Source organism: Streptomyces sp. Edi2, from assembly GCF_040253635.1.
Lineage (GTDB): Bacteria > Actinomycetota > Actinomycetes > Streptomycetales > Streptomycetaceae > Streptomyces.
This window is the reverse complement of the sequence record NZ_JBEJGX010000003.1, coordinates 4712253-4733492: the sequence shown is the minus strand read 5'-3', so window position 1 is coordinate 4733492 and position 21240 is coordinate 4712253. Positions and strand designations below refer to the sequence as shown.

The following is a 21240-nucleotide window of genomic DNA, read 5'->3' as shown; positions in this document are numbered from 1 at the left end:
ATACCGCGTCGTACGGAGTCAGCAAGCGGCCCTCTGTCCCGCTGCGGCCGGGTCGCGGCCGCAGCGGCCGTCGCGACAGTCACGGCAGTCGCGGCACAGGCCCGGGGTGGGGGCGCGGAAGGCGCGTTCGCAGCCGTCGCAGGTCTGGAGCGGGGGTGGCGCCGGGGGTTTGGGAGCGGAAGGGGGTGCCGCCGGGAAGGGCGGGGGAAGGAGCGCTGCAAGCCGGTGGGCGAGCAGGGCCGCCGGGTGGCGGAGCGTGGGTGGGAGGCCCGCGGTCAGGGCGCTGCGTACGGCGTCCGGGGCGACGCCGCGTTCCAGCCAGGCGGCGACGGGCGGGGCGAGGCGGTGAATGTCCCGTACGGAGAGCAGCAGGCGCGGGTCGTCGCGTCGGAGGTTCGCCAGGAGGGCGGCGGCCGGGGCGTGGTACTCGTCGGTCGCAGGCTCGGGCAACTGCGGTGCGGGGGACGGTATTGGGGCGAGGGACGCCTTTGGGGCGGAGGACGGCTCTGCGGCGGAGGGCCATGGGGCGGAAGAGGGCTCTGGGGCGGCGGAGGGCTCTGGGGCGGCGGAGGGCTCTGGGGCGGCGGAGGGCTCTGGTGTGGGGGAAGCCCGTGGCGTGGGGGAAGGCTGTGGCGCGTGGTCCTGTTGCGGGGGTTGCCGTACTGGGGCCGGGTCCGGGGGCTGCCTTATCGGGACCGGGACCGGGCCGGGGTCCAGGACCGGGCCGGGGTCCACGTCCGGGTCCGGCGCAGGCGGGCGTGGGGGCGGGGGCGGTTCGACGGACGCGCGGCGTTTGGCCTGCTCGGCGGCCTCTCGGGCGCGACGGGCGCGGGTGGCCTCCGGGTCGTTGTACGAGATGGTGACCGTGACCACCCGCCCGTCATCGGCGCGCCGCCGGACCCGTTCGAGGTAGCCGCACGCCTCCAACTCCCGTAAGGCGGCGGCGATCCGGGCCCGCCCCTGGGGGAACCGCCTCGCCAGCGTACGGATGTCGACCGGCGCGCCCTCGGGCAGCGACTGGAGGTGGGCAGCGAGCCCGATCGCGAGGCCGGACAGGGAGCGGTGCTGGGTGAGGTGATTGCCGACGATCGTGTAGCCCGGGGCCTGGTACTCGGTGACTTTGCGGACGCCGGCCGGGGATCGCCGAATCTCGTGCTGGGCGCGCGCAGGCGCATTAAGCTTTTGCTCAGCCATCAGGAAGGTCTCTTCTTCCTCGTTGGTCAGGCCCTCGATCGGGATGCCAGTCCCGGCCGGGGGCCGTCGCATGTGTGCAGTTTTTGGGGTTGTTGCTGCCGAGAGTGCACGGGCGAGGGCCGCGGAGACGAGCCTTCCGGTCATGGATCACCCAAGCGAGTGACGGCAGGGCGCACCGGGGTGGGTCGGGCTGGGTTGGGCTGGGTTGGAGAGGTTTCTCTACCTGGAGTGATGGGTCTTTTACGGGCCGAACCCCCGGCGCTCAGCACACCGACGCCCGGCTTCCCGGCGTCCGGTTTCCCGGCATCCGGTTGACGGGCCGCCAGTCGCCTCCTCCCCCCCCCGGCCTCACCGGTCTCACCGACCCCACATCGGCAGGTCGAATTCCGCCCAAACCGTTTTGCACGGGAACGGCCCCCGGCAGGTACCCCAGCGGTCGGCAAGCGCTTCGACCAAGACCAGTCCGTGACCCGAGTCCCGTAGCCCGGACGCCTGCGGGGCCGGGAGCCGGTCACCGCGTGCGTCCGTCACCTCGATACGGAGCGTGTCCGCGTCAGACAGCACGGCAAGGCAGAAATCCCGGCCCGGTACGCGCCCATGCGTGGCGGCGTTCGCGGCCAGCTCGGCGATGACCTGAGCCGGGGTTTCGAACGGCACACCCCAGGCGCGGAGTTGTTCGGTGGCCAGCAGCCGCGCGAGGCGCGCGCCCCGGCGGGTGGCGGAGAGCTGAACCTTGAACTGGAGCTTGTACTCGGCGATTTCCTGATTCATGTCACTCAGCGTGGTCGAGCGTGCTTACGCTGAATAGTGATTCGGCCGGTACGCACGGTGACTGTCCTGGCGTTGTCCAGGAGTGTCCCCGCTGTCCAGGAGGTGGGAGCGGATGAATGTTGACGGAGCGGAAGAGGCGGGTTGGGACGTCGACCCGGAGGACGAGACACAAGCCCTCGTCGAGGCGGTCGGCCGTCAGCTGAAACTCTGGCGGGAGTCAGCGGGCCTGCGCGCGGCGGAGTTCGGCGCCGCCCTGGGCTACGGGGAGAACCTGATCTACAAAATCGAGCGGGGTGCTCGTATCCCCCGCCCGGAGTTCCTCGACAAGGCGGATGAAGTGCTGGGGGCAGGCGGCAAGATCGCCGCGATGAAGAAGGACGTGGAGCAGGCCAGTTACCCCAAGAAGGTCCGGGACCTGGCCAAGCTGGAGGCGCAGGCAGTCGAACTCGGCGCGTACGGCAACCACAATCTGCATGGACTACTGCAGACGAAGGAATACGCGCGGGCGCTGATCCAAACGTGGCGTCCTGCTTACTCGCAAGACGAAGTGGAACGGATGGTAGCCGCGCGCATGGCACGACAGTCCATCTTCGAGCGCTCACCGGCACCATCGCTCACGTTCGTTCAGGAAGAAGTGACCCTTCGTCGCCCCGTAGGGGGCAGAATGGTTCTACGCCGACAGCTCGAACGTCTGTTGGAAGTAGGACAGTTGCGGAACGTCGAAATCCAGGTGATGCCGACCGACTGCGACGACCACGCCGGAATGGGCGGTCGGATCCAGGTTCTGAAGTTCAGAAATGGCTCATCGGTGGGACGGGACGAAGGCCAGGTCACCAGCCGTCCCTTGACGGACCCGAAAGAGATCCGAGTCCTTGAGCTGCGCTATGGCATCATCCGGGCCCAGGCTCTCACGCCCCGGGAGTCACTGGCCTTCATCGAGAAAGCGCTGGGAGAGACATGACCCTCAAGCCCTCCACCGGGACCGTCCCCAAGCTGTCATGGCACAAGAGCAGCTACAGCGACAGCAGCAACGGCCACGACTGCGTCGAAGTCGCCTGGCAGAAGAGCAGCTACAGCGGCGACAGCAACAGCAATGAGTGCCTCGAAGTCGCCACCACCCCCGACACCATCCACATCCGCGACTCCAAGAACCCCCACGGCCCACAGCTCCGCCTTCGCCCGGCCGCCTGGGCCGACTTCGTTGCGTACGCCGCGGCGGGGCGCTGACGCGCGTCAAAGAGCCTCGGGGGCTTTGCTCCTGGGCCCGCCCGCATCGCCCGTGTTGAGCGTGCCGGCCGGTTCGAGGAGGAGGATGGCGGTCCCTTCCTCCGCCACCGGGCAGTGTTCGACGCCCCGGGGGACCACGAACAGCTCGCCGGGGCCGAGCACCACATCGCCGTCCCTGAGCTGGAGGGTGAGCCGGCCGCTGAGGACCAGGATCAGTTCGTCGGTGTCCTGGTGCGTGTGCCAGACGAACTCCCCCTCCAGCTTGGCGAGTTTGACCTCGTAGTCGTTGACGTCGGCGATCTTCTTCTGCGACCACAGGTCGCTGAACTGCGAGAGCTTGTCGGTGAGATTGATGGGGACAGGAGTGTTGGTCATGCCTTGAGACTGCCGTGCCCGTGCTCCGGCGGTCTTGTACGTTCCTGGCATGACAGACGGTCCGCCCCGTACGGCGAGCGGACCGCCCCGTACGGCGAACAGCACGTCCCCGTACGACGGACGGCGGCCCCGTCCACCGCTTCAGGCCAGGACACTCACCTCGTGGCGCGCGCTCCGGCCGTCGGGGGTAATGCGCAGCCTGTGCCTCTGCACGCCCGGGCGGCCGGCGGCCACGTACTCCTCGTACGCCTGGGCCACCTCGTCCCACAGCTTCCTGGCGCCGTACTGGGCCACCGCGAACGTCGACGTCTGCTGTCCGTCGTAGTCCACACAGGCCCAGCTATTCGCCTTACCGTCGGCCAACCACAGCCGTGTATGGGCGTCTTCCACCTCGGTGTCCCACACATGCCAGACCTCCGGCACCCGGAGGCCGATATACATCTGCGCATCGAGGTCGTTCCCGGCAACAGACCAGGGAGAGAAGACCGTCCTGGACCGCTCGGGCTCTTGTCCCTCTTGAGGAATTTCGGCTCGTAGCTCGGCGTCGACCTGCTGGGCGCGCATGAGCATGAACGAACCGTACGGAGCGAGCGAGCCCTCGGCGGTTCCGTCGGCCTGCTTTGTGGCGATGAGAGTCCCGAAGTTGCACCAGGGGGTGTCCCACGGGGTGACGATGAGCCCGCCGGTCACGGTCTGCTCCAGCCAAGGGAGCGGCACGGTTCTGACCGCGCAGGTGGAGATGATCCGGTCGTAGGGAGCGTTCGGCCGCCAGCCTCCCGCGCCGTCCGCACAGACCACCTCCGGCTGCTGCCCGCTTGCCTTCAGCGCGTCCTGCGCTCGACGCGTCAGGTCGGGGTCAACGTCGAGCGATGTCACCTGCTCCGCGCCACAGATGAAGGAGAGCAGGGCCGCGTTGAATCCCGTGCCGGTGCCGATCTCCAGCACAGAGTGCTCAGCCCTCGCGTTGAGCGCCATCAGCATCCGCACGACCACGCTGGGCATCGACGCGGAGGAGGACGGGACACGGCTGCCGTTGGGACTTTCCGCGAATTGGGTGACGAGCGGGACGTCACTGTATGCCGCGCGCCTCCAGCGGTCAGGTGCCGTCTCGCGATCGCACGGCTCGTGGCCGCCGTTCCCGTCGCGCAACCACAGGGTGGGCGGCAGGAAGAGATGGCGAGGTATGGCACACAGGGCAGTTCGCAGGTGAGGGGGGACGGGAGAACCGAGCTGGCCGGCGATCTGATCCAGCAGATCGCCGACAGGTTCGTCGGGCGTCGGATGCGAGGTCAATGAGCCTGCTTCGGCTGCGGCGGCGGAGTCGGCTCAGGAGCTGGTGGGATCGGTCGTCCCGGCTGCTGTCCGTCATCTCCGATCGGGCTGCGATGCTTGCCCACTTCGACTCCCTTCGCCCGACAGATCAGAGCTACGGAAAGCGTATGGCCGGCCTGAGAGGTAGAGAAGGGCGCATGTGCCGAATGCACCCGATGGGCCACACGACGACACGCCGCGGTCTTGTACGTTCCTGGCATGACACACGGTGCGCCCCGTACTGCGACTGGTCCGCCCCGTACTGCGACCGGCCCGTCCCGTACGACGGACGGCCCGCCCCGTACGACGGTCAGTGCCTGGCGGCCGCCCGTCCCGGGCATAGCCGAGGTCTTCCACGCGCACTTCACCGAGCACGCGTACCCGTCCCACACCCATGACACCTGGGCCCTGATGATCCTCAGTGACGGGGCGGTCGACTTCGCCTGTGACTGGCACCGTCATGGCGTGACCGGTTCCGACACGGTCGTTCTGCTGCCTCCCGGGGTCGCCCATGACGGCAGGACGGTCACGGCGGCGGGCTTCCGCAAGCGGGTGCTCTATCTCGACGCGACCGTACTGCCCGAGGGACTGACCGGCCGCGCCGTGGACGGCCCGGTCTTCGGCGATGAGGTGCTGCGCCATCGCATCCACCTGCTGCACGGGTCCCTCGGCCACCCGGGCGACGCGTTCGAGGCCGAGTCCCGGCTGTCCTTCATACGGGAACGGCTGCGCTCCCACCTGGACGCGCTGCGGACCCCTCGCAGACCGGGCCGCGAGGCGAACCGGCTGGCTGCCGCCTTACGGGAGCTGCTGGATGCCCGTCTGCCGACCGGCCTGTCCCTGCAGGAGGCCGCGACCGTCCTGCACGCCCACCCCACCCATTTGATCCGCTGCTTCAAGCAGACCTACGGCCTGCCACCGCACGCCTACCTGACCGGCAAGCGCATCGAGCGGGCCCGCGGGCTGCTGCTCGACGGCAGGCGTCCGGCGATGGTCGCGGCCGCCGTGGGCTTCCATGACCAAGCCCATCTGCACCGGCACTTCACCCGCCATGTGGGCACGACACCAGCCCGCTACGCGGCCGGGCTACGGCGGCCCCCGTCCTGAAGGCCGCCACCGAGCCTGCGGCAGCAGAGGAAGGTGCAGGCAATGCTGGTGGAGGCAGCTGCTGGTGAAGGCGAGGAAGTGCTCGGCCTTTGTGCGGAACGCCGGCCTGCGGTGTCAGTGCCGGCTGCCAGGATGACGCTCATGACGATCAAGGATGTAGCCTGGCATGACGTGAGTGAGCAGCGGATTGCGCAGGCACTGGACGACATCGAGCGGCGGGCCCGCCACCGCTGGCACACGATGCAATACGACTGCTACTCCGACGAGGAGCTGCAGGCAATGCGGGACGACCTCCTCGACCACATAGCGGCCCGCACGGTCGCGGGCCCCGAGCCCGGCACCGCCCCGTCGCGCATCGTGTTGCGCACGGCGGCCGAGTGCGCCCTGGGGCTCATGAGTCTGGGCTGCTACCCCAACGGTGATCAAGAGATCTCCTTCACCCTCGTCGGCGAGAAGCTCAGCAGCGAGGACACGGACTTCGAGGCCGTTGTGGAGCTGGCAGCGACCGCGAGGACCTGGCTGGACGCGTTCGCTCTGTCGGTGATCAGCGGCATGATCTGGGAAAAGGACCTGGTCATCGGGCTGCTGCTGCGCGGCGACTATGCGCCTGACATCCACAACGGGCTGCCGCACTCGAAGCTGCAATCGGCGTCCGACCCGGGCGAGCTGGCGGAGATGGACGCCCTGTGCGGCTACCTCGCCCAGGCCGAAGGACATCTGCCCCGGCACTGGCCGTCGGTAACGCTGTGCAAGCCGACCGCCGACGAACGCGCCGAAGCACAGCGGCAACTGGATACCCTCGATGCGTTGACGCCGGATCAGCGCCTGCTGCGCGTGCTCTTGGAGGATGACCAGCCGGCCTTCGAGCAGGCCCTGGAGCATCGCCTCGTCCAGCACCGGGAGAACGCACCCTCCGATGCGGCGCCCCGCAGCCTCCTGCCGCACAAGACCATCGCCCTGGCCGCACTGGCAGTCCAAGTACACCGCTGGGACTTGCACGTCCGGTCTGCCTACCTTCCGCAGGCCATGCTGAGCACCCCGGAAGGCGCGCCGTCGATCAGTGGCTGAACCGGTGCCTTCGCCACTGTCCCGGGCTCTGCCGGCTTCTCCCAGGGGCGGCGTTCGAGGCTTCTCCGCGCGATGTGAGCTCAGCTTCTGGACGTCTCGTCGATGGCGGGCATCGGCTCCCCACCCGGATGCCACCCGCTGAGAAAGCCGGCCTGCCGGCCGACGTCAACGAGTTCGATCCGTGCACCGATGCTGTCCATCCGGTGATAGACAAACGGCCGGCCATAGGGACAGCCGGAGAAGTCCAGGGGCATGCCCTCTTCTTCCAAACGCCGAGAACCCTGCTGCACATCGCTGGTCCAGAAGCCGAGGTGATCGAACCTGGCTCCCCCGGACGCATCCCAGGGGCTGCCTGACGGCCCTTGAATCAGCTCGATGAACGGCGGCCCGCCTGCGGTGAAGACGATGCGGTAGTCCCACTCGCCGAGTCGGTCGGACACAGGGTCGCTCCACTCGACCCCGGCCGAACGCTGAAAGTCTTGCATTGCCTGTTCGATGTCCGGGACGACGAAGCACACATGGTAGAAGGCAGTCATCCACTCATGATCGGGCACGGCATCCCAGCGGCCCAGAGGTAGTAGGTGGCCGCGCTCCCCCGAGGCCAGGCCTCAGGCCGAGATCATGGCCAGCTCCGGGTCTTCCCGGAGCTTGGCCAGGGCGCGGGAGACGGCGCTCTTGACCGTGCCGATCGAGACCTCCATGACCTCGGCGGTCTGGGCCTCGCTCAGGTCCTCGTAATACCTGAGGACGACCATGGCGCGCTGGCGGGCGGGCAGTCGCATCACCGCGCGCCACATCGCGTCGCGCAGGCCCTGGAGCTCGGCCGGGTCGGGGGCGGGCAGCGGGTCCGGCTCCGGCATCTCGTCGACGGCGAATTCGTCGACCTTGCGCTTGCGCCACTGGGAGGTGCGGGTGTTGATCAGCGCGCGGCGGACATAGCCGTCCAGGGCGCGGTGGTCCTCTATCCGGTCCCAGGCCACGAAGGTCTTGGTCAGGGCGGTCTGGAGAAGGTCCTCGGCGTCGTTCGGGTTGGTGGACAGCGACCGCGCGGTGCGCAGCAGGACCGGCCCCCGGGCCCGTACATAGGACGAAAACGTCGGGAACACAGCGACGGTCGAAGCGCTGGTGCACACTGGCGTGGTCATGGGAACCACGCTAGAAGCGAGGGGTGGGCGAGCGGATCGCCCCAGGGTGCCGAAGCGCCATCCCTCTCAAGTTGTAGGGGTGGAGCCGGCTCCACCTACTCCAGGGGGACGGGGGCCGGCGGACCCCTAGGGCCTGTCACCGGAGGACCGGGCCGCCCCGCTACCGTACGGACACCGTGCGCATAGCGGACGGCACAGTGGTTCCCACCCGCGATCACCCCGTGGCCGAGAAGTCGAAGAGCCCCTGAGACCCACTCAGCCACTCCGGTGGTGCAGGGAGTCAAGTACGGCAAGCTCGTCCTCGGTGAGCCGAAGGGCGCCGGCGGCCACGTTGGCTGCCAGGTGGTCCGGGTCGCCGGTGCCGGGGATGGCCAGTACGTGCGGGCCGCGGTGCAGTGTCCAGGCGATCCGGACCTGGGCGGGCTCGGCCCCATGTGCCCGGGCGACGGCCAGGATCTCCGGGTGGTCGCTGTCGCTCGCCCCGGCTTGGCGTCCGGAGGCGGCGATCGCGTAGAACGGCACGAAGGCGACGCCCTGCTCACCGCAGGTCCCAACGAACGCGTCCTGGTCGGGCCGCACTCCGAGGCCGTACATGTTCTGCACACACACCACTGGCGCGATGGCCTGGGCCTCGACGAGGTGATGAGGATGGACGTTGGAGATGCCCAGGTGGCGGATGAGTCCGGCCTCGCGCAACTCGGCCAGCGCGCCGAAGCGCTCGGCGATCGAGTCGGTCCCGACGATGCGCAGGTTCACCACGTCCAGGTGATCACGGCCGAGCTGGCGCAGGTTCTCCTCGACCAGTCCGCGCAACTGCTCCGGCGTGGCATGGGGCAGCCACGTGCCCGACGGGTCGCGTGGCTGCCCGATCTTGGTGGTGATGACGAGGTCGGCCGGATAGGGGGACAAAGCCCGGTTGATCAGCTCGTTGGCGGACCGCAGGGGGGAGAAGTAGAAGGCGGCGGTGTCGATGTGGTTCACGCCGAGCTCGACCGCGCGGCGCAGCACGCTGATCGCCTGGTCGCGGTCGCGCGGGAGGGCGTCGGCGACGAGCGCCTCGCCGGTCTGCGGCAGACGCATCGCGCCGAAGCCCATCCGGTTGACCACGAGGTCTCCCAGCTTCCAGGTGCCTGCTGCCGCTGCGGTTATCGTCCGTGGGGTCATGCCGGAATGATCCGCACCACCGTATGGTGGCCGCCATTGATTCGGAGATGAGTGAATCCTGGGGGCGTGGTGGCGGAGCTGGTGTTCTCCGTACGGGATCTGGCGCAGATGCGCTTCGCCGTGTCTCCCATGTGGGAAGTCGGCCCCAGCTTCCGCCTGCTGAGCTCCGGATCCGTGCATCCCGTGCACCGGCCCTGGACCGAGCAGGTACGGCCGCGGCTGGCGGCCGCCGGGCTGGACCGGGGATGGCTGGCCGAGCTGGTCCCCCCGTCGGGCTACGTCCCCGACTTCCTCAATCCGACACCCTCCGGTCCGGCCCCCACGCTGGCGGCCGAGCTGGACCGCATCCTGGCCGCCCGCACCGAGCAGGTACGCCACGACCTCGAACACCTCCGCTTCGAGCAGGGTGGTCTCGGCCCCCGCGCACAAGCCCTGCACACCGAGCCGCAGACCCACCTGGCCAAGGTCACGGAAGAGATCCAGCACTACTGGCAGATCGCGCTCGCCCCGTACTGGGCGCGCATCCGGGCCGTGCTCGACGCCGACGTCTCCCACCGGGCCCGGCAGGTCGCCGAACGCGGCACCGCCCACCTCCTCAACGACCTGCACACCTCGGTCCGCTGGGACGACGACACGCTACGGCTGCTCCGCCGGCCCAAGGCCCTCTCCCGGCACACGGCCGGCCAGGGGCTGCTGCTGATCCCCTCGGTCTTCACCGGGCCGGCCCCGTTCACCCGGGTGGCACCGGCGGACCCGCTGCAACTCGCCTATCCCGCACGCGGCATCGGCTCCCTGTGGGAGCAGCGGTCCACCGCGGGGACCGCCGCCCTCGCCACCGTGCTCGGTCGCACCCGAACCCTTCTGCTGACCGAGCTGGGCCACCCGGCCTCCACCACCGAACTGGCCCGCCGCACCGGCCTCTCCCAGGCAGGTATCTCCCAGAACCTGACCGCGCTGCGCGACGCGGGCCTGGTCAGCGCCCACCGCTTCGGCCGCTCGGTGCTCTACGCACGCACCGCCGTCGCGGAATCCGTTCTCGATGCCTGCCAGTAACCCGGCGGATTGCTCATTATGGGACAGCTCTTGGGGTCCGGGATCAGGGCGCGCGCCGGCCCCGGAGGGGGTTCGGTGACGGGCCCCGGCTCCGGCACGGCGTCGGACGCGGCCCCGGACACGGCCGTACTGGTGACGGGCCTCTGTCCCGGACGCGGCCCCTACGGGTGACCGGCCTCGGCCCCGGACACGGCCCTCCCCGTGGACTCCCGTCCCGGACACGGCCCCGTCGCCGAGGGGCCGTTCAGCCGTCCGCGCCCAGGATCAGCCCCGAGGTCGGGACTCCGGTCCCGGCCGTGACCAGGACATGGGCGGGGCCGCCGGCCTGGTTGACGGAGGTGCCGCGGAGCTGCCGGACGGCCTCGGCGATGCCGTTCATGCCGTGCAGATAGGCCTCGCCGAGCTGGCCGCCGTGGGTGTTCAGGGGGAGGGTGTCCGCGGCGACGAAGTCCGAGGCCTCGCCCGGGGCGCAGAAGCCGAACTCCTCCAGCTGCATCAGCACGAAGGGGCTGAAGTGGTCGTAGAGGATCGCGACGTCGATATCGGCGGGGGTGAGCGCGGCGGTGCGCCAGAGCTGGCGGGCGACCACGTTCATCTCGGGGAGGCCGGTCAGGTCGTCGCGGTAGAAGCTGGTCATCTGCTCCTGGGCGCGGCCCGCGCCCTGCGCCGCGGCCCTGATCAGCGCCGGCGGGTGGGGCAGCGCACGGGCCCGCTCGGGCGAGGTCACCACGATCGCCTGGGCGCCGTCCGTCTCCTGGCAGCAGTCCAGCAGCCGTAGCGGCTCCACGATCCAGCGGGAGGCGGCGTGGTCGGCGAGGGTGATGGGCTTGTTGTAGAAGTACGCGGCCGGGTTGCGGGCGGCGTGGCGCCGGTCGGTGACCGCGACCGGGCCGAAGGCGTCCGGGGTCAGCCCGTAGGTGTGGAGGTAGCGCTGGGCGGCCATGGCGACCCAGGAGGCGGGGGTGAGCAGGCCGAAGGGGAGGTTCCAGCCGAGCGCCGCGCCCTCCGCGGTGGGCTCCCGCTGCTGTACGCCGGAGCCGAAGCGGCGGCCCGAGCGCTCGTTGAACGCGCGGTAGCAGACGACGACTTCGGCGAGGCCGGTGGCGACCGCCAGGGCCGCCTGCTGGACGGTGGCACAGGCCGCGCCGCCCCCGTAGTGGACCCGGGAGAAGAAGGACAGCTCGCCGATCCCGGCCGCCTGCGCGACGGTGATCTCAGGGTTGGTGTCCATGGTGAAGGTGACCAGGCCGTCGACGTCCGCGGGGGTCAGCCCGGCGTCGTCGAGCGCGGCGCGTACGGCTTCGACGGCGAGCTTCAGTTCGCTGCGGCCGGAGTCCTTGGAGAACTCGGTCGCGCCGATCCCGGCGATGGCGGCCCGGCCGCCGAGGGAGTCGGGGCGGTGGACGCTCATGCCGTGCCCTCCGGGAGGCTGACGGTCACCGTGCCGGTGACGTGGTGGCCGATGCCGTTCTCGCCGACGATCCGCACCACTGCCGTACCGTCCGTCACCTCGGTGACGGTGCCGCTCAACACCATGATGTCTCCGGGGTAGTTGGGGGCGCCAAGGCGGATGGCGACCTTGCGCAGGGTGCAGCGCGGCCCGAAGTGGTCGGTGATGTAGCGGCCGACGAGTCCGTTGGTGGTCAGGATGTTCATGAAGATCTCCGGGGAGCCCTTATCCCGGGCCGCCTCGGTGTCGTGGTGCACGTCCTGGTAGTCGCGGGAGGCGATCGCCCCGGCGACGATCAGGGTGCGGGTGAGGGGGATGGTGAGCGTCGGCAGTTCGTCACCGGCCTTCATCCGGTCTCCTTCCGGTCGTCTTCGCCTGTGGCTCTGCGACGCCCCTAGGTGGTGACGTCAGCAACTCCCCCAATTCGTCCAGGATTTCTGCCCCAGGGCCCAGATACGCGGCCAGCTGTCTGCCCCACAGGAAGTGCCGGTGGACGGGGTGGTCGACGTCGGCGCCGATGCCGCCGTGCAGATGCTGGCCGGTGTGCACCACGCGGGTGCCGGCCTCGGAGGCCCACCAGGCGGCGGTCAGCGCATGCGGCCCGGCGTCCAGACCCGCGTCCCGGCGCCAGGCCGCCTCGTAGGCGGTGACGCGGATGGCCTCGGTGTCCATACAGGCGTCGGCGGCACGGAGCTGCACCCCCTGGTTCGTGGCGAGCGGGCGGCCGAACTGCTCGCGGGTGGTGGTGTGGGACACCGCCCGGGCCAGGGAACCGGCGCAGACCCCGGCCTGGAGGCCGGCGAAGGCGGTGCGGGCCAGGGCGAGGATGTCGGCGTAGGGGGTGGGGTGGGGAGCGGGTTGGGGAGCGGAATCCGGGGCGGGCTCGGGGTCGGACTCGGGGGCGGCCTCGGGGGCGGCCTCCGGGTCGGACTCGGGGGCGGCGGGGGTGTCGGTGTACGTGGCCTCCGGCCGGTGGGAAGCGTCCCGCCCGTTCAGGGCTTCGGCGGGGGCGTCGTCCAGGGTGAGCCGGCCCGCCGACCACGGGGCGGTGGTCTCGACCGGGTCCCGCCGCACCCCGGCGTCGTCGGTGCGTACGAGCCACAGCGTCCGCGCCGTCCCGTCGGGCACCAGTACATGGGTGGCCTCGCGCAGCCACGGCACCACGGGGACGGTGCCGGTCAGCCGCCCCGTACCGTCCGCCGTGCGCTCGGCCCGTACGCCGCCGCGCCGCGCCGGAAACGCCCCGGTGGCGATCGCGTCGCCGTCCCGCAGGGCGGGCAGCAGCCGCGCCCGCTGTTCCGGGCCACCGTGCGCGCCGATCGCCAGCAGCCCGTACACACAGGTCGCCGCGAACGGCACCTGCGCCGTCGTACGCCCCTGCTCCTCCAGCATCAGCACGAGCCCGAGCAGGCCGGTCTCCTCCACCGCGCCCGGCAGACCCGCCGCGCACAGCGCCTTCCACAGCGCGGCGTCCGTGCCGCCGCCACAGACGGCAAGGCGCTCCGGCGTGGACAGGTCACCGAATATCCGCGCCGCCAGCTCGCGGGCCGCCGCCTGCTCCGGCGTGGGAGTGAAGTCCATGTCACCCCTCACCTCCCTCGTCCGCGCGGAAGACCGGAAGCTCCAACTCCTCGTCGACGCGCAGGTAAACGAGCCGCACGGGCATCCCGATCCGCACCTTGTCGGCGGGGACGCCCACGACATTGCTGACGATCCGCACCCCCTCCGCGAGCTCGATCAGCCCGACTGCGTAGGGGCCGGGGGCTTCTGTGTGGGGGCCACCGGGGGCATCCGCCTGGGGGCCGGGCCCGTCCGCGCCGTGCTCGGGGACCGTGAACTCGGGCGCCGTGAAAGCAGGCACCGTGAATGCCGGGAAGGACGGGTGATGCATCACGACGTAGGAGAAAACCGTTCCCGCGCCGCTCGCCTCGACGGTGTCCCACTCCGCTGACCCGCAGGCGTTGCACCCCGGCAACCAGGGAAAACGCAGCGTCCGGCATTCCGTGCAGCGCTGGATCAGCAGCCGGTGCCCCGCGACGCCCTCCCAGAAGCCGGCGTTGTCACGGTTGACGACGGGGCGGGGCCGTCGGGGCCGGGGCTGCTGAGGTGCATCCGACTGCTGAAGCGCATGCTGCTGCTGAGGTGCCTGTGCCTGTTGAGGTGCTTGCGACTGTTGAGGTGCTTGCGCATGCCGGTGCGCCTGTGCCTGCTCAGGTGCCCGTGCCCGTGATTGTGCCCCCTCCCGCTCGTCCGTCTTGGCATCCCGTACCGCCGGGGCGTACTTGAGGACCCGGAAGCGATGCGTGCCGGCCGGCTCGCCGTTCGCGCGGATGTCCATCCGCGTCGTGATGAAGTGCCCGGTCCCCAGCTTCGTGGTCTTGCGCTCCGACACCGACTCGATCACCGCGTCGAAGGTGATCCGGTCACCGGGGCGCAGCGGCCGCAGATACTCCTGCTCGCAGTCGGTGGCGACGATGGAGGTGTACCCGGCGTCGTCCAGCAGCGCGGACAGTTCGCCGTACGCCCCCGAGCGGTCGGTGTGGCCGGAGAGGCCGCCCATCGTCCAGGCCTGCAGCATGGTCGGCGGAGCGACGGCGTCCCGCCCCTGATAGGCGGGATTGGTGTCTCCCACGGCCTCGCACCAGTGCCGGATCATCGGCTCGTTGACCAGGTCCTTTCCCACGCCGGCGGTCCCGGTCAGCCGGCCCTCGTAGGCCCTGAGCTGCTCGTGGGTGAGCTGCACCTGACTCATCGCCGCCCCCTCCGCTTCCCCAGCCGCATCCCCAGCCGCATCGACGCGACGATCTCCCGCTGGACTTCGCTCACTCCGCCCCCGAAGGTGTTGATCTGCGCCGCGCGGTTCATCCGCTCCAGCTCGCCGCCCCGGAACGCGCCCGGCGAACCGGCCCGCACCAGGGCGGCGTCGCCCACCACCTCCTGGCACATCCGGTAGACCTCGACGGCGCTCTCCGTCCCGGCGAACTTGACGCCGGCGGCGTCACCGGGCCCGAGCGTCCCGGCGCCCACGTCGTCGACCAACCGCCAGTTCAGCAGCCGGGTGGCGGCCAGCCGGGCGTGCGCCTCGGCGAGCCGGGACCGCACCCATGGACGGTCGGCGGGCCGCTCACCGGTCTCCGCATCCGGCGTACGGGCATGAGCCAGCGCCGCCTCGAAGGCATCCTCGGCCTGCATACCGATCGCCGCCAACGCCACGCGCTCATGGTTGAGCTGGTGCGTGATCAGCTGCCAGCCCGCGTTCTCCTCCCCTACGAGGTTCCCGGCCGGGACGCGGATGTGGTCGTAGTAGGTGGCGGTGGTCGTCAGCCCGCCGACCGTCTCGATCGGCGTCCAGGAGAAACCGGGGGCGTCGGTGGGCACCAGGATGATCGAGATGCCCTGGTGCTGCGGGGCGTCGGGGTCGGTGCGGCAGGCGAGCCAGATCCAGTCGGCCCGGTGGGCGTTGCTGGTGAAACTCTTGGCGCCGTTGATCAGCCAGTGGCCGTCGCCGTCGCCTGACTCTCCGGTCGCCCCGCCTGCCGCCCCGCTTGCCGCGCCACTGGTCGTGCCGCTCGTCGCGCCCCCGCTCGTTCTCGTCGCGCGGGTGCGGAGCGCGGCGAGGTCGGTGCCGGCCTCGGGTTCCGTATAGCCGATCGCGAAGACGAGCTCACCGCTGAGGATCCGCGGCAGGAAGTAGTCCTTCTGGCGCCGGGTGCCGTATTTCATCAGGGTCGGACCAACGGTGTTGAGGGTGACCATCGAGACCGGAGCGCCCGCGCGGTACGCCTCGTCGAAGAAGACGAACTGTTCGTCGGGCCCGCGGCCCTGCCCCCCGTACTCGGTCGGCCAGCCCAGCCCCAGCATGCCGTCGGCGCCGATCCGGCGGAGCACCGCCCGCTGCCGGACGGGGTCCTCGACCGGCCCGTCCGGCAGCGCCTCACGGAAGTACGAGCGGAGTTCGGCGCGCAATTGCTCCTGGCGCGCGGTGGGGGCGAGGTGCACGTCGGCGGCTCCCCTTCTGGTGGCCGTACGTCCGGTGCACAGGTCCCCGGCGGACGAACACAGGGTCTTGGCGCACGAACGAGCGAGCGGGTTTCTGACTGTCCGTCAGAAACCCGCTCGCTGTCAAGGTCGGCGCCGTGAACCCCGGAGAAGCCCCATTCTCTCCGTACCGCCCCTGACGTATCACCCCTCGGTCAGCCGCCGCCTCCCCTTGCGGCGGGCCGTGTCACCAGAGGTTGGTGAAGTTGACGGTGGCGTTGGTCTGGTCGATACGCGTGGGGCCGGAGCCGTTCACGCTTGCGGTGTTGTTCTGATTGGAGGCGCCGGCGCCGTTGGCGACCTGCTGACCGGTGGTGGAGTTACCGAAGTTACTGCCCCCGACACCGGTTCCCGTCTGGCTCGTCGCCGCCGAGCTCGACCCACCCGTCGCAAAGCCGCCGTTGTCGGCCTGCGCCACGCCCGTGAAGAGTGCGGCCGCGAAAGGCAGTGCGGCAGCAACGGCGATGACGCGGGCGGTACGGGTACTTGCCATGTCTCTTCCTCCTACGGAACACGACTGCTGGATCACTTGGGTCGCTTTGATCGCTTGGATCGGTCGGGTTGCCTGGATCGTGCGGACCACTCGGATCGCTCGGTCGTTTGGATCACTTGGATCGTTCGGGCTGCTTGTGGATCGCTTGGGCTGCTGGATTCCTATGTACTGTTTGGATCCCTTGTGCCGCTTGGATCCCTTGTGCTGCTTGGATCGTTCGCGCTTCTCGCCTGCTTGGATCGGTGGAACTCGAACTCCGGCTTGTTCACCGGGCAGTTGGCCGACCGCCACGATGCTTACTTCGACGTCGCGCACTCAGGCTTGCCCATCAATCCCCGGCGGACCCGCCACGAAGACCCGATTCCCTCGCAAGCATGAGGAACCCCGGGTAAACCCCGGCCACCACACGACCTCCCCGTCGGCAGCCTCTCGGCGGCACCGCACCCCACCACGACCCGCCCTCCACGCGTCCGCGCGCCCCGCACGCCCGGCCGCCACAACCGGCGCACGGGCCGGTTCACACGCGCCCCCCTTCCCTTCATCGAACATTCGTACGAAAATAGATCCATGGCCTTGCACCGCCGCCATGGACGCCCCACCGGAACCCCGACCGGCAGACCGGCCGCCTCACCAGCCCCCGGAACACCGGCCTGCACACCCGCCGGGACACCCGCCGGGACACCCGCCGGGCCGCCGTACGCCGGGACACCGGACCGCACGCCAAACACCGGCACTCCGACCGAGCCACCGAACGCCGACACACCGGTCGGCACACCGAATACCGAGAGGCCGACCGGCCCGCCGGTGGAGGGCCGCCCCGGCCGGCCGACGGAGGACCGACCCGAGGTGCCGCCGGGGAACCACCCCGAGGCGTCACCAGAGGACCGACCCGAGCCGCCGCACCTCGCCCTCCGCCCCACCGAATCCACCCGACCCACCGGAGCCACCAGACCCACCCCAGCCACTGACCCCACGGATCCGCGCGCCGCGGCGCTCGACCACGCCCTCCTTGCCGCCGAACGCGGCTACCCGGTCTTCCCACTGACCCGCAACAAACTTCCGGCCCTCCGGTCACCACACCGCGGGCATCCCGAGGTCCCGCCCTGCCGCGGCGAGTGCGGCCGGCTCGGGCACGGTGTGCACGACGCGAGCACCGACCCGCTCACCGTCCGCCGTATGTTCGCCGCCGCCCCTTGGGCCACCGGTTACGGCCTCGCCTGCGGACGGCCCCCGCACCACCTCATCGGCATCGACCTCGACACCAAACACGGCGCCGACGGCCTGACCGCCCTCCGCTTCCTCGCCGAACAGCACGGCTTCCCGATCCCGCCCACGGTCACGGTGCTCACCCCCAGCGGCGGCCGCCACCTCTGGCTCACCGGCCCGCCATCCCCCGTCATCGCGAATTCGGCCGGCCGGCTCGCGCCCGGCATCGATATTCGCGGCGCGGGCGGCTATCTCGTGGGCCCCGGCTCGCTCACCGTCCACGGGCACTACGCCCTGGCGCCGGACGCACCGCAGCGACCCGCCCCCGTACCGGACGCCCTGCTCGCACTCCTCACGGCTCCGCCCCCGTCCGCCCGCCGCGAGCCCCCGCCCGGCGTCCCGCCCCAGCACGCCGCGGCGCTCGTACGCTTCGTCCGCGCCTCCCCCGCCGGCCAGCGCAATGCCCGCCTCTTCTGGGCCGCCTGCCGCGCCGACGAGTCCGGCCTCGGCCAGGAACTCAGCGCCCGACTGATGGAAGCCGCCCGCCACACCGGCCTGTCAGCACAGGAGGCACGCGCCACAATCGCCTCGGCGGCCCGCCACCGGCAGGTGGGCGGCGAGCGCCAGGGGAGAGCCGAGCGCGGGATCCCGTAGGGGAAGAAGCGGGGCCCAGCACCCGTAGGGGAAGCCGGCCGCAGGAACCCGTAGGGGAAGCAAGCACGGGAGCCCTTAGGGAAAAACGGCGGAGGGGCGATAGAGGAAGGGAAGAGGAAGGGGGATGGGGAGGGGGCAGAGGCAGAGGGAGGGAAAAACGCACAATCAGCCCAGACGCGCCTCAATCAAAAACCGGGTCGTATGCGCCACGAACGCCCCCTCCGCACGGATCACCTGATCCAACTCCCGCAAGCGCTCCCGGTATTGCGCCACAGTGAACCCGGGGACCATCCACACCACCTTGCGCAAGAAGTAGATGACCGCCCCGATGTCGAAGAACTCGGTCCGCAGCGACTCCGCACGCAGATCGACCACTTCCAGGCCGGCCGACTCCGCCGCCCGGCGCGCATCCTCGGGGTGCCGGGCCCGCCGGACGTGCTCCGGCTGTGGCCCCAGAAAGTACTCGACCAGCTCGAACACGCTCGCCGGTCCGACCTGTTGGGAGAAGTACGTACCCCCGGGCCGCAGCACGCGGGCGACCTCCTCCCACCACACGGTCACCGGATGGCGACTCGTCACCAGGTCGAAGGCCGCATCAGCGAACGGCAGCGGCGGCTCATCCGCGTCGGCCACCACGACCCCGCCGAGCGGATGCAACAGCTCCGTGGCCTTGGCGACATTCGGTGGCCAGGACTCCGTCGCCACCATCACCGGCGGTAGCTTCGCCGCCCCGGCGAGCACTTCCCCGCCGCCCGTCTGGATGTCCAGCGCCGCCGACGCCCGCGCCAACCGCTCGCTCATCGCCCGCTGATAGCCCCACGAGGGCCGCTCCTCCGTGGCCCGCCCCGCCAGCCACGAGAAATCCCACCCCTCAACCGATACGGCATCGGCTTCGGCCACCAGCTCCTCAAAAGATCGCGTCATCCCTCCACACTCGCTGCAAGGAAACCGCCTGGCCACCGATTTACTCCCCCGGCCCGACGCCCGCTTCCTCGCCCCCTCCCCCTCCCCCTTCCCCTCCCCGCCTTCTCCTCCTAATCGACCACCACGAATTCGAACTCCGGCCGATCCCACCTCACCGCCGGCGGATTCGCGGGCACCGTTCCGACCAACCTGGCACCCACACTGCGATAAAAGCCCTCGGCAGGCGGATGCGAAACCACCCGCACCTTGCCGAGCCCTGCGCTCCGCGCCTCCCCCCGCATGTGCTCCACCAGCCGGCGCCCGATTCCGTACCCCTGCGCCTGGTCCGACACAAACATCAAGTCCAGCTCGGCCGGCTCCACCATCAGCGAATAGAACCCCAGCACCCGCTCACCGCCGCCCTCCTCACCGGCCAACTCCTCCACGGCAACAAAGACCCGATGCGCCACGAGGTAATCGGGCCCCACGCGATACCCCTCGACCATCGCGGAATAGCGCCCCTCATAGGCCCGAGATCTCCGCACCAGCCGCGTGAGCCGCCCCGCATCCCGCTCCTCGGCCCGCCGGATCACCACGTGCCCCGGCCCCACCCCACCTACCGCCCCCGCCCTACGCGCACCCACGGCGACTCTGCCCACTTCCCACATCTCAACGACAGTCAAATCCAATTCCCCGCCACCACTCTACGGCACGAGAAAACCCCTACCGCCAAATTTTCGCCATTCCCCCACTTCCGAGAGGAGACCATCAGCATCAGAAGGAATTCAGGAATGCACCGGGAATGCACCGGGAATGCACCAGCAGTGCGTCAGGAATGACCGTCAGGAATCGCCGCCCCCGAGGAGCCCTCGCCCGCCACCTCGCGCTCGATCCAGCGACAGATCACGCCCACCACATACGCACGCTCCGAGCGACTCAGCTCCCGTCCCTTGGGAATCTGGTGCCAGCGCTGGAGGCAACTACGACAACACGTCGCAGTCGCATGTTGAGCGACGAATACCGGGTGGCCGCGGTAAGGGGTCTGCTTGCCGTCCTTGTACGGCTCGGCCGGCGCCAGCCGCTTGGCAATGAGGTCGTAGGCGTGCCACCGCATCGTGGACGGTCCGCTCAACTCGGCAGTGGCCCGCTCGCGACCGCGCAGATGAAACTTCGCACGAAACGGATGCCGCGCAAGGGCGTCCAGCCGTTGATCAAGCGAGCGAGGCAGCGGATCAGACATCGAAAGGTTCCCGGGAAAGACGGTGCTCCCCTCGATCCTACGACCGAAGTCGCGCGCATGAGCCGGCCAGGGGAAGCAGGCGGCGTCCACCGAGTATCCGCCGACTCAGGAATGGTCCTGCAGAGCAGCCCTGACCCTCTCCCTGATCGCTCCCGTCCCTACGACAATGGACACAGAACGCTCCGCGCTCGCCGACTTGACGACATCAAGCGAACCCCGATGTTTCAAAGTCTTGGATACGTTCGGGGAGGAGAACTTCACCACCATTGCATCCTTCCCACAGGAAAGAGATGCCCAGGTGCCGCCCGACCCATTAGCCGACGTATGCGAGTAGGGACCGTAGGGAAGGGCGACAGCACCTTGAGTACCATCTTCCGGCCAAGCGCCAAGCACGTGAAGGGAAAGATTCTCCTGGTCGCCCTCACGAGTCGTCGCCAGACCGCATTTCTGCCCCGTGACGTAAACGATGATCCGGTCGGCCCCATTGCGGACTTCCCCGATCACCCTCCGCTTCTCCGGTCCGTTCAATCCGTCCTGCTCGGATAGCGGATCGTCCGGCAGATCAACCACCGGAAGCCGCAATAGCCGCGAAGGTTCGACCGAGGCGGACGAGGGAAGGTCGGAACGCTTGCCTTCGCCCTCCCCCGATGCACACGCAACGCACGCAAGCACCAGAGCAGCCCCGACGACCGCATGTTGGATCGGACGCCTCACCGACAAGCCCCCATAGCGCTAGACGTCAGATCGTCTTGTCCGCTGGCTGAAACCATGGGGCGGCTTTCCCCTGCTTCTTCACTTGTACAGGCCGACGAGCCGACAGCTGAGGCCATCGGTGCGGAGA

23 protein-coding genes are annotated in these 21240 nt (G+C 69.9%); 6 read left to right on the top strand and 17 right to left on the bottom strand.

Annotated features, from left to right (window positions below):
- Positions 1-18: 18 nt before the first annotated feature.
- Together ABR737_RS24300 and ABR737_RS24295 are read right to left on the bottom strand one after the other, a co-directional pair.
- Positions 19-1266 (bottom strand): hypothetical protein, encoded by a 1248-nt coding sequence (locus ABR737_RS24300; RefSeq protein WP_350252246.1) that lies wholly within the window; start codon positions 1264-1266, stop codon positions 19-21.
- A gap of 285 nt (positions 1267-1551) precedes the next feature.
- Positions 1552-1965 carry an ATP-binding protein gene (locus tag ABR737_RS24295; RefSeq protein WP_350252244.1) on the bottom strand — a complete coding sequence of 138 codons (414 nt, stop codon included), beginning with the start codon at positions 1963-1965 and terminating at the stop codon, positions 1552-1554.
- A 112-nt stretch (positions 1966-2077) separates the two neighbouring features.
- Here ABR737_RS24295 and ABR737_RS24290 point away from each other — a divergent pair, with 112 nt between their 5' ends.
- Both ABR737_RS24290 and ABR737_RS24285 read left to right on the top strand, forming a co-directional pair.
- Entirely contained in the window at positions 2078-2926 is an 849-nt protein-coding gene (locus ABR737_RS24290) for a helix-turn-helix domain-containing protein (RefSeq protein WP_350252242.1), read from the top strand.
- Positions 2923-3192 carry a DUF397 domain-containing protein gene (locus tag ABR737_RS24285; protein ID WP_350252241.1) on the top strand — a complete coding sequence of 90 codons (270 nt, stop codon included), beginning with the start codon at positions 2923-2925 and terminating at the stop codon, positions 3190-3192. Before ABR737_RS24290 ends, ABR737_RS24285 begins: the two co-directional genes overlap by 4 nt.
- Positions 3193-3198: 6 nt before the next feature.
- Here the strand turns inward: ABR737_RS24285 and ABR737_RS24280 are convergent, their stop codons facing one another.
- Complete coding sequence (locus tag ABR737_RS24280; RefSeq protein ID WP_350252239.1) at positions 3199-3567, bottom strand: cupin domain-containing protein; 369 nt, start codon at positions 3565-3567, stop codon at positions 3199-3201.
- 141 nt (positions 3568-3708) lie between these two features.
- Positions 3709-4716: a methyltransferase domain-containing protein gene (locus tag ABR737_RS24275; protein ID WP_350256907.1), complete on the bottom strand. Its 1008-nt coding sequence runs from the start codon at positions 4714-4716 to the stop codon at positions 3709-3711.
- Positions 4717-5097: 381 nt separating this feature from the next.
- Here ABR737_RS24275 and ABR737_RS24270 point away from each other — a divergent pair, with 381 nt between their 5' ends.
- Positions 5098-5985 carry a helix-turn-helix domain-containing protein gene (locus ABR737_RS24270; protein WP_350252237.1) on the top strand — a complete coding sequence of 296 codons (888 nt, stop codon included), beginning with the start codon at positions 5098-5100 and terminating at the stop codon, positions 5983-5985.
- Between the two features lie 141 nt (positions 5986-6126).
- The gene (locus ABR737_RS24265) at positions 6127-7053 is read left to right on the top strand and encodes an immunity 49 family protein (RefSeq protein ID WP_350252235.1); all 927 of its coding nucleotides are present in this window, start codon (positions 6127-6129) and stop codon (positions 7051-7053) included.
- Between the two features lie 80 nt (positions 7054-7133).
- On the opposite strand, the gene ABR737_RS24260 is transcribed toward ABR737_RS24265, so the two are convergent.
- The 3 genes from ABR737_RS24260 to ABR737_RS24250 form a co-directional block, all read right to left on the bottom strand.
- Complete coding sequence (locus ABR737_RS24260; protein ID WP_350252234.1) at positions 7134-7589, bottom strand: VOC family protein; 456 nt, start codon at positions 7587-7589, stop codon at positions 7134-7136.
- A gap of 72 nt (positions 7590-7661) precedes the next feature.
- A complete protein-coding gene (locus tag ABR737_RS24255) occupies positions 7662-8198 on the bottom strand; it encodes a SigE family RNA polymerase sigma factor (protein WP_350252233.1) in 537 nt (178 codons plus the stop codon).
- A gap of 255 nt (positions 8199-8453) precedes the next feature.
- Positions 8454-9362, bottom strand: coding sequence for an oxidoreductase (locus ABR737_RS24250; protein WP_350252231.1), 909 nt, complete (start codon positions 9360-9362; stop codon positions 8454-8456).
- 66 nt (positions 9363-9428) lie between these two features.
- Here ABR737_RS24250 and ABR737_RS24245 point away from each other — a divergent pair, with 66 nt between their 5' ends.
- Positions 9429-10415 carry an ArsR/SmtB family transcription factor gene (locus tag ABR737_RS24245; RefSeq protein WP_350252230.1) on the top strand — a complete coding sequence of 329 codons (987 nt, stop codon included), beginning with the start codon at positions 9429-9431 and terminating at the stop codon, positions 10413-10415.
- 244 nt (positions 10416-10659) lie between these two features.
- On the opposite strand, the gene ABR737_RS24240 is transcribed toward ABR737_RS24245, so the two are convergent.
- The 6 genes from ABR737_RS24240 to ABR737_RS24215 all read right to left on the bottom strand — a co-directional run bounded on the left by ABR737_RS24240 (position 10660) and on the right by ABR737_RS24215 (position 16396).
- Positions 10660-11826 carry a lipid-transfer protein gene (locus ABR737_RS24240; protein WP_350252229.1) on the bottom strand — a complete coding sequence of 389 codons (1167 nt, stop codon included), beginning with the start codon at positions 11824-11826 and terminating at the stop codon, positions 10660-10662.
- Positions 11823-12215, bottom strand: a complete 393-nt coding sequence (locus ABR737_RS24235; protein ID WP_350252227.1) for a MaoC family dehydratase — start codon at positions 12213-12215, stop codon at positions 11823-11825. Before ABR737_RS24235 ends, ABR737_RS24240 begins: the two co-directional genes overlap by 4 nt.
- A complete protein-coding gene (locus ABR737_RS24230) occupies positions 12202-13446 on the bottom strand; it encodes an acyl-CoA dehydrogenase family protein (RefSeq protein WP_350252225.1) in 1245 nt (414 codons plus the stop codon). The genes ABR737_RS24235 and ABR737_RS24230 overlap by 14 nt, the downstream gene beginning before the upstream one ends.
- A 1-nt stretch (position 13447) precedes the next feature.
- On the bottom strand, positions 13448-14617 hold the full coding sequence (locus ABR737_RS24225; protein WP_350252223.1) for a bifunctional MaoC family dehydratase N-terminal/OB-fold nucleic acid binding domain-containing protein: 1170 nt from the start codon (positions 14615-14617) through the stop codon (positions 13448-13450).
- Positions 14614-15864, bottom strand: a complete 1251-nt coding sequence (locus tag ABR737_RS24220) for an acyl-CoA dehydrogenase family protein (RefSeq protein ID WP_350252222.1) — start codon at positions 15862-15864, stop codon at positions 14614-14616. The genes ABR737_RS24225 and ABR737_RS24220 overlap by 4 nt, the downstream gene beginning before the upstream one ends.
- Before the next feature lie 226 nt (positions 15865-16090).
- On the bottom strand, positions 16091-16396 hold the full coding sequence (locus ABR737_RS24215) for a hypothetical protein (RefSeq protein ID WP_129295224.1): 306 nt from the start codon (positions 16394-16396) through the stop codon (positions 16091-16093).
- An 846-nt stretch (positions 16397-17242) separates the two neighbouring features.
- On the opposite strand from ABR737_RS24215, the gene ABR737_RS24210 reads away from it, so the two are divergent.
- The gene (locus ABR737_RS24210) at positions 17243-18256 is read left to right on the top strand and encodes a bifunctional DNA primase/polymerase (RefSeq protein ID WP_350252220.1); all 1014 of its coding nucleotides are present in this window, start codon (positions 17243-17245) and stop codon (positions 18254-18256) included.
- A 165-nt stretch (positions 18257-18421) separates the two neighbouring features.
- On the opposite strand, the gene ABR737_RS24205 is transcribed toward ABR737_RS24210, so the two are convergent.
- From ABR737_RS24205 to ABR737_RS24190, 4 genes are all read right to left on the bottom strand, one after another.
- The gene (locus ABR737_RS24205) at positions 18422-19180 is read right to left on the bottom strand and encodes a class I SAM-dependent methyltransferase (RefSeq protein ID WP_350252218.1); all 759 of its coding nucleotides are present in this window, start codon (positions 19178-19180) and stop codon (positions 18422-18424) included.
- A gap of 110 nt (positions 19181-19290) precedes the next feature.
- The gene (locus ABR737_RS24200) at positions 19291-19755 is read right to left on the bottom strand and encodes a GNAT family N-acetyltransferase (protein ID WP_350252216.1); all 465 of its coding nucleotides are present in this window, start codon (positions 19753-19755) and stop codon (positions 19291-19293) included.
- Positions 19756-19988: 233 nt separating this feature from the next.
- Positions 19989-20399: a DUF4186 domain-containing protein gene (locus ABR737_RS24195; protein WP_350252215.1), complete on the bottom strand. Its 411-nt coding sequence runs from the start codon at positions 20397-20399 to the stop codon at positions 19989-19991.
- A 105-nt stretch (positions 20400-20504) separates the two neighbouring features.
- Positions 20505-21113 (bottom strand): hypothetical protein, encoded by a 609-nt coding sequence (locus ABR737_RS24190; protein ID WP_350252213.1) that lies wholly within the window; start codon positions 21111-21113, stop codon positions 20505-20507.
- Positions 21114-21240: the final 127 nt, after the last annotated feature.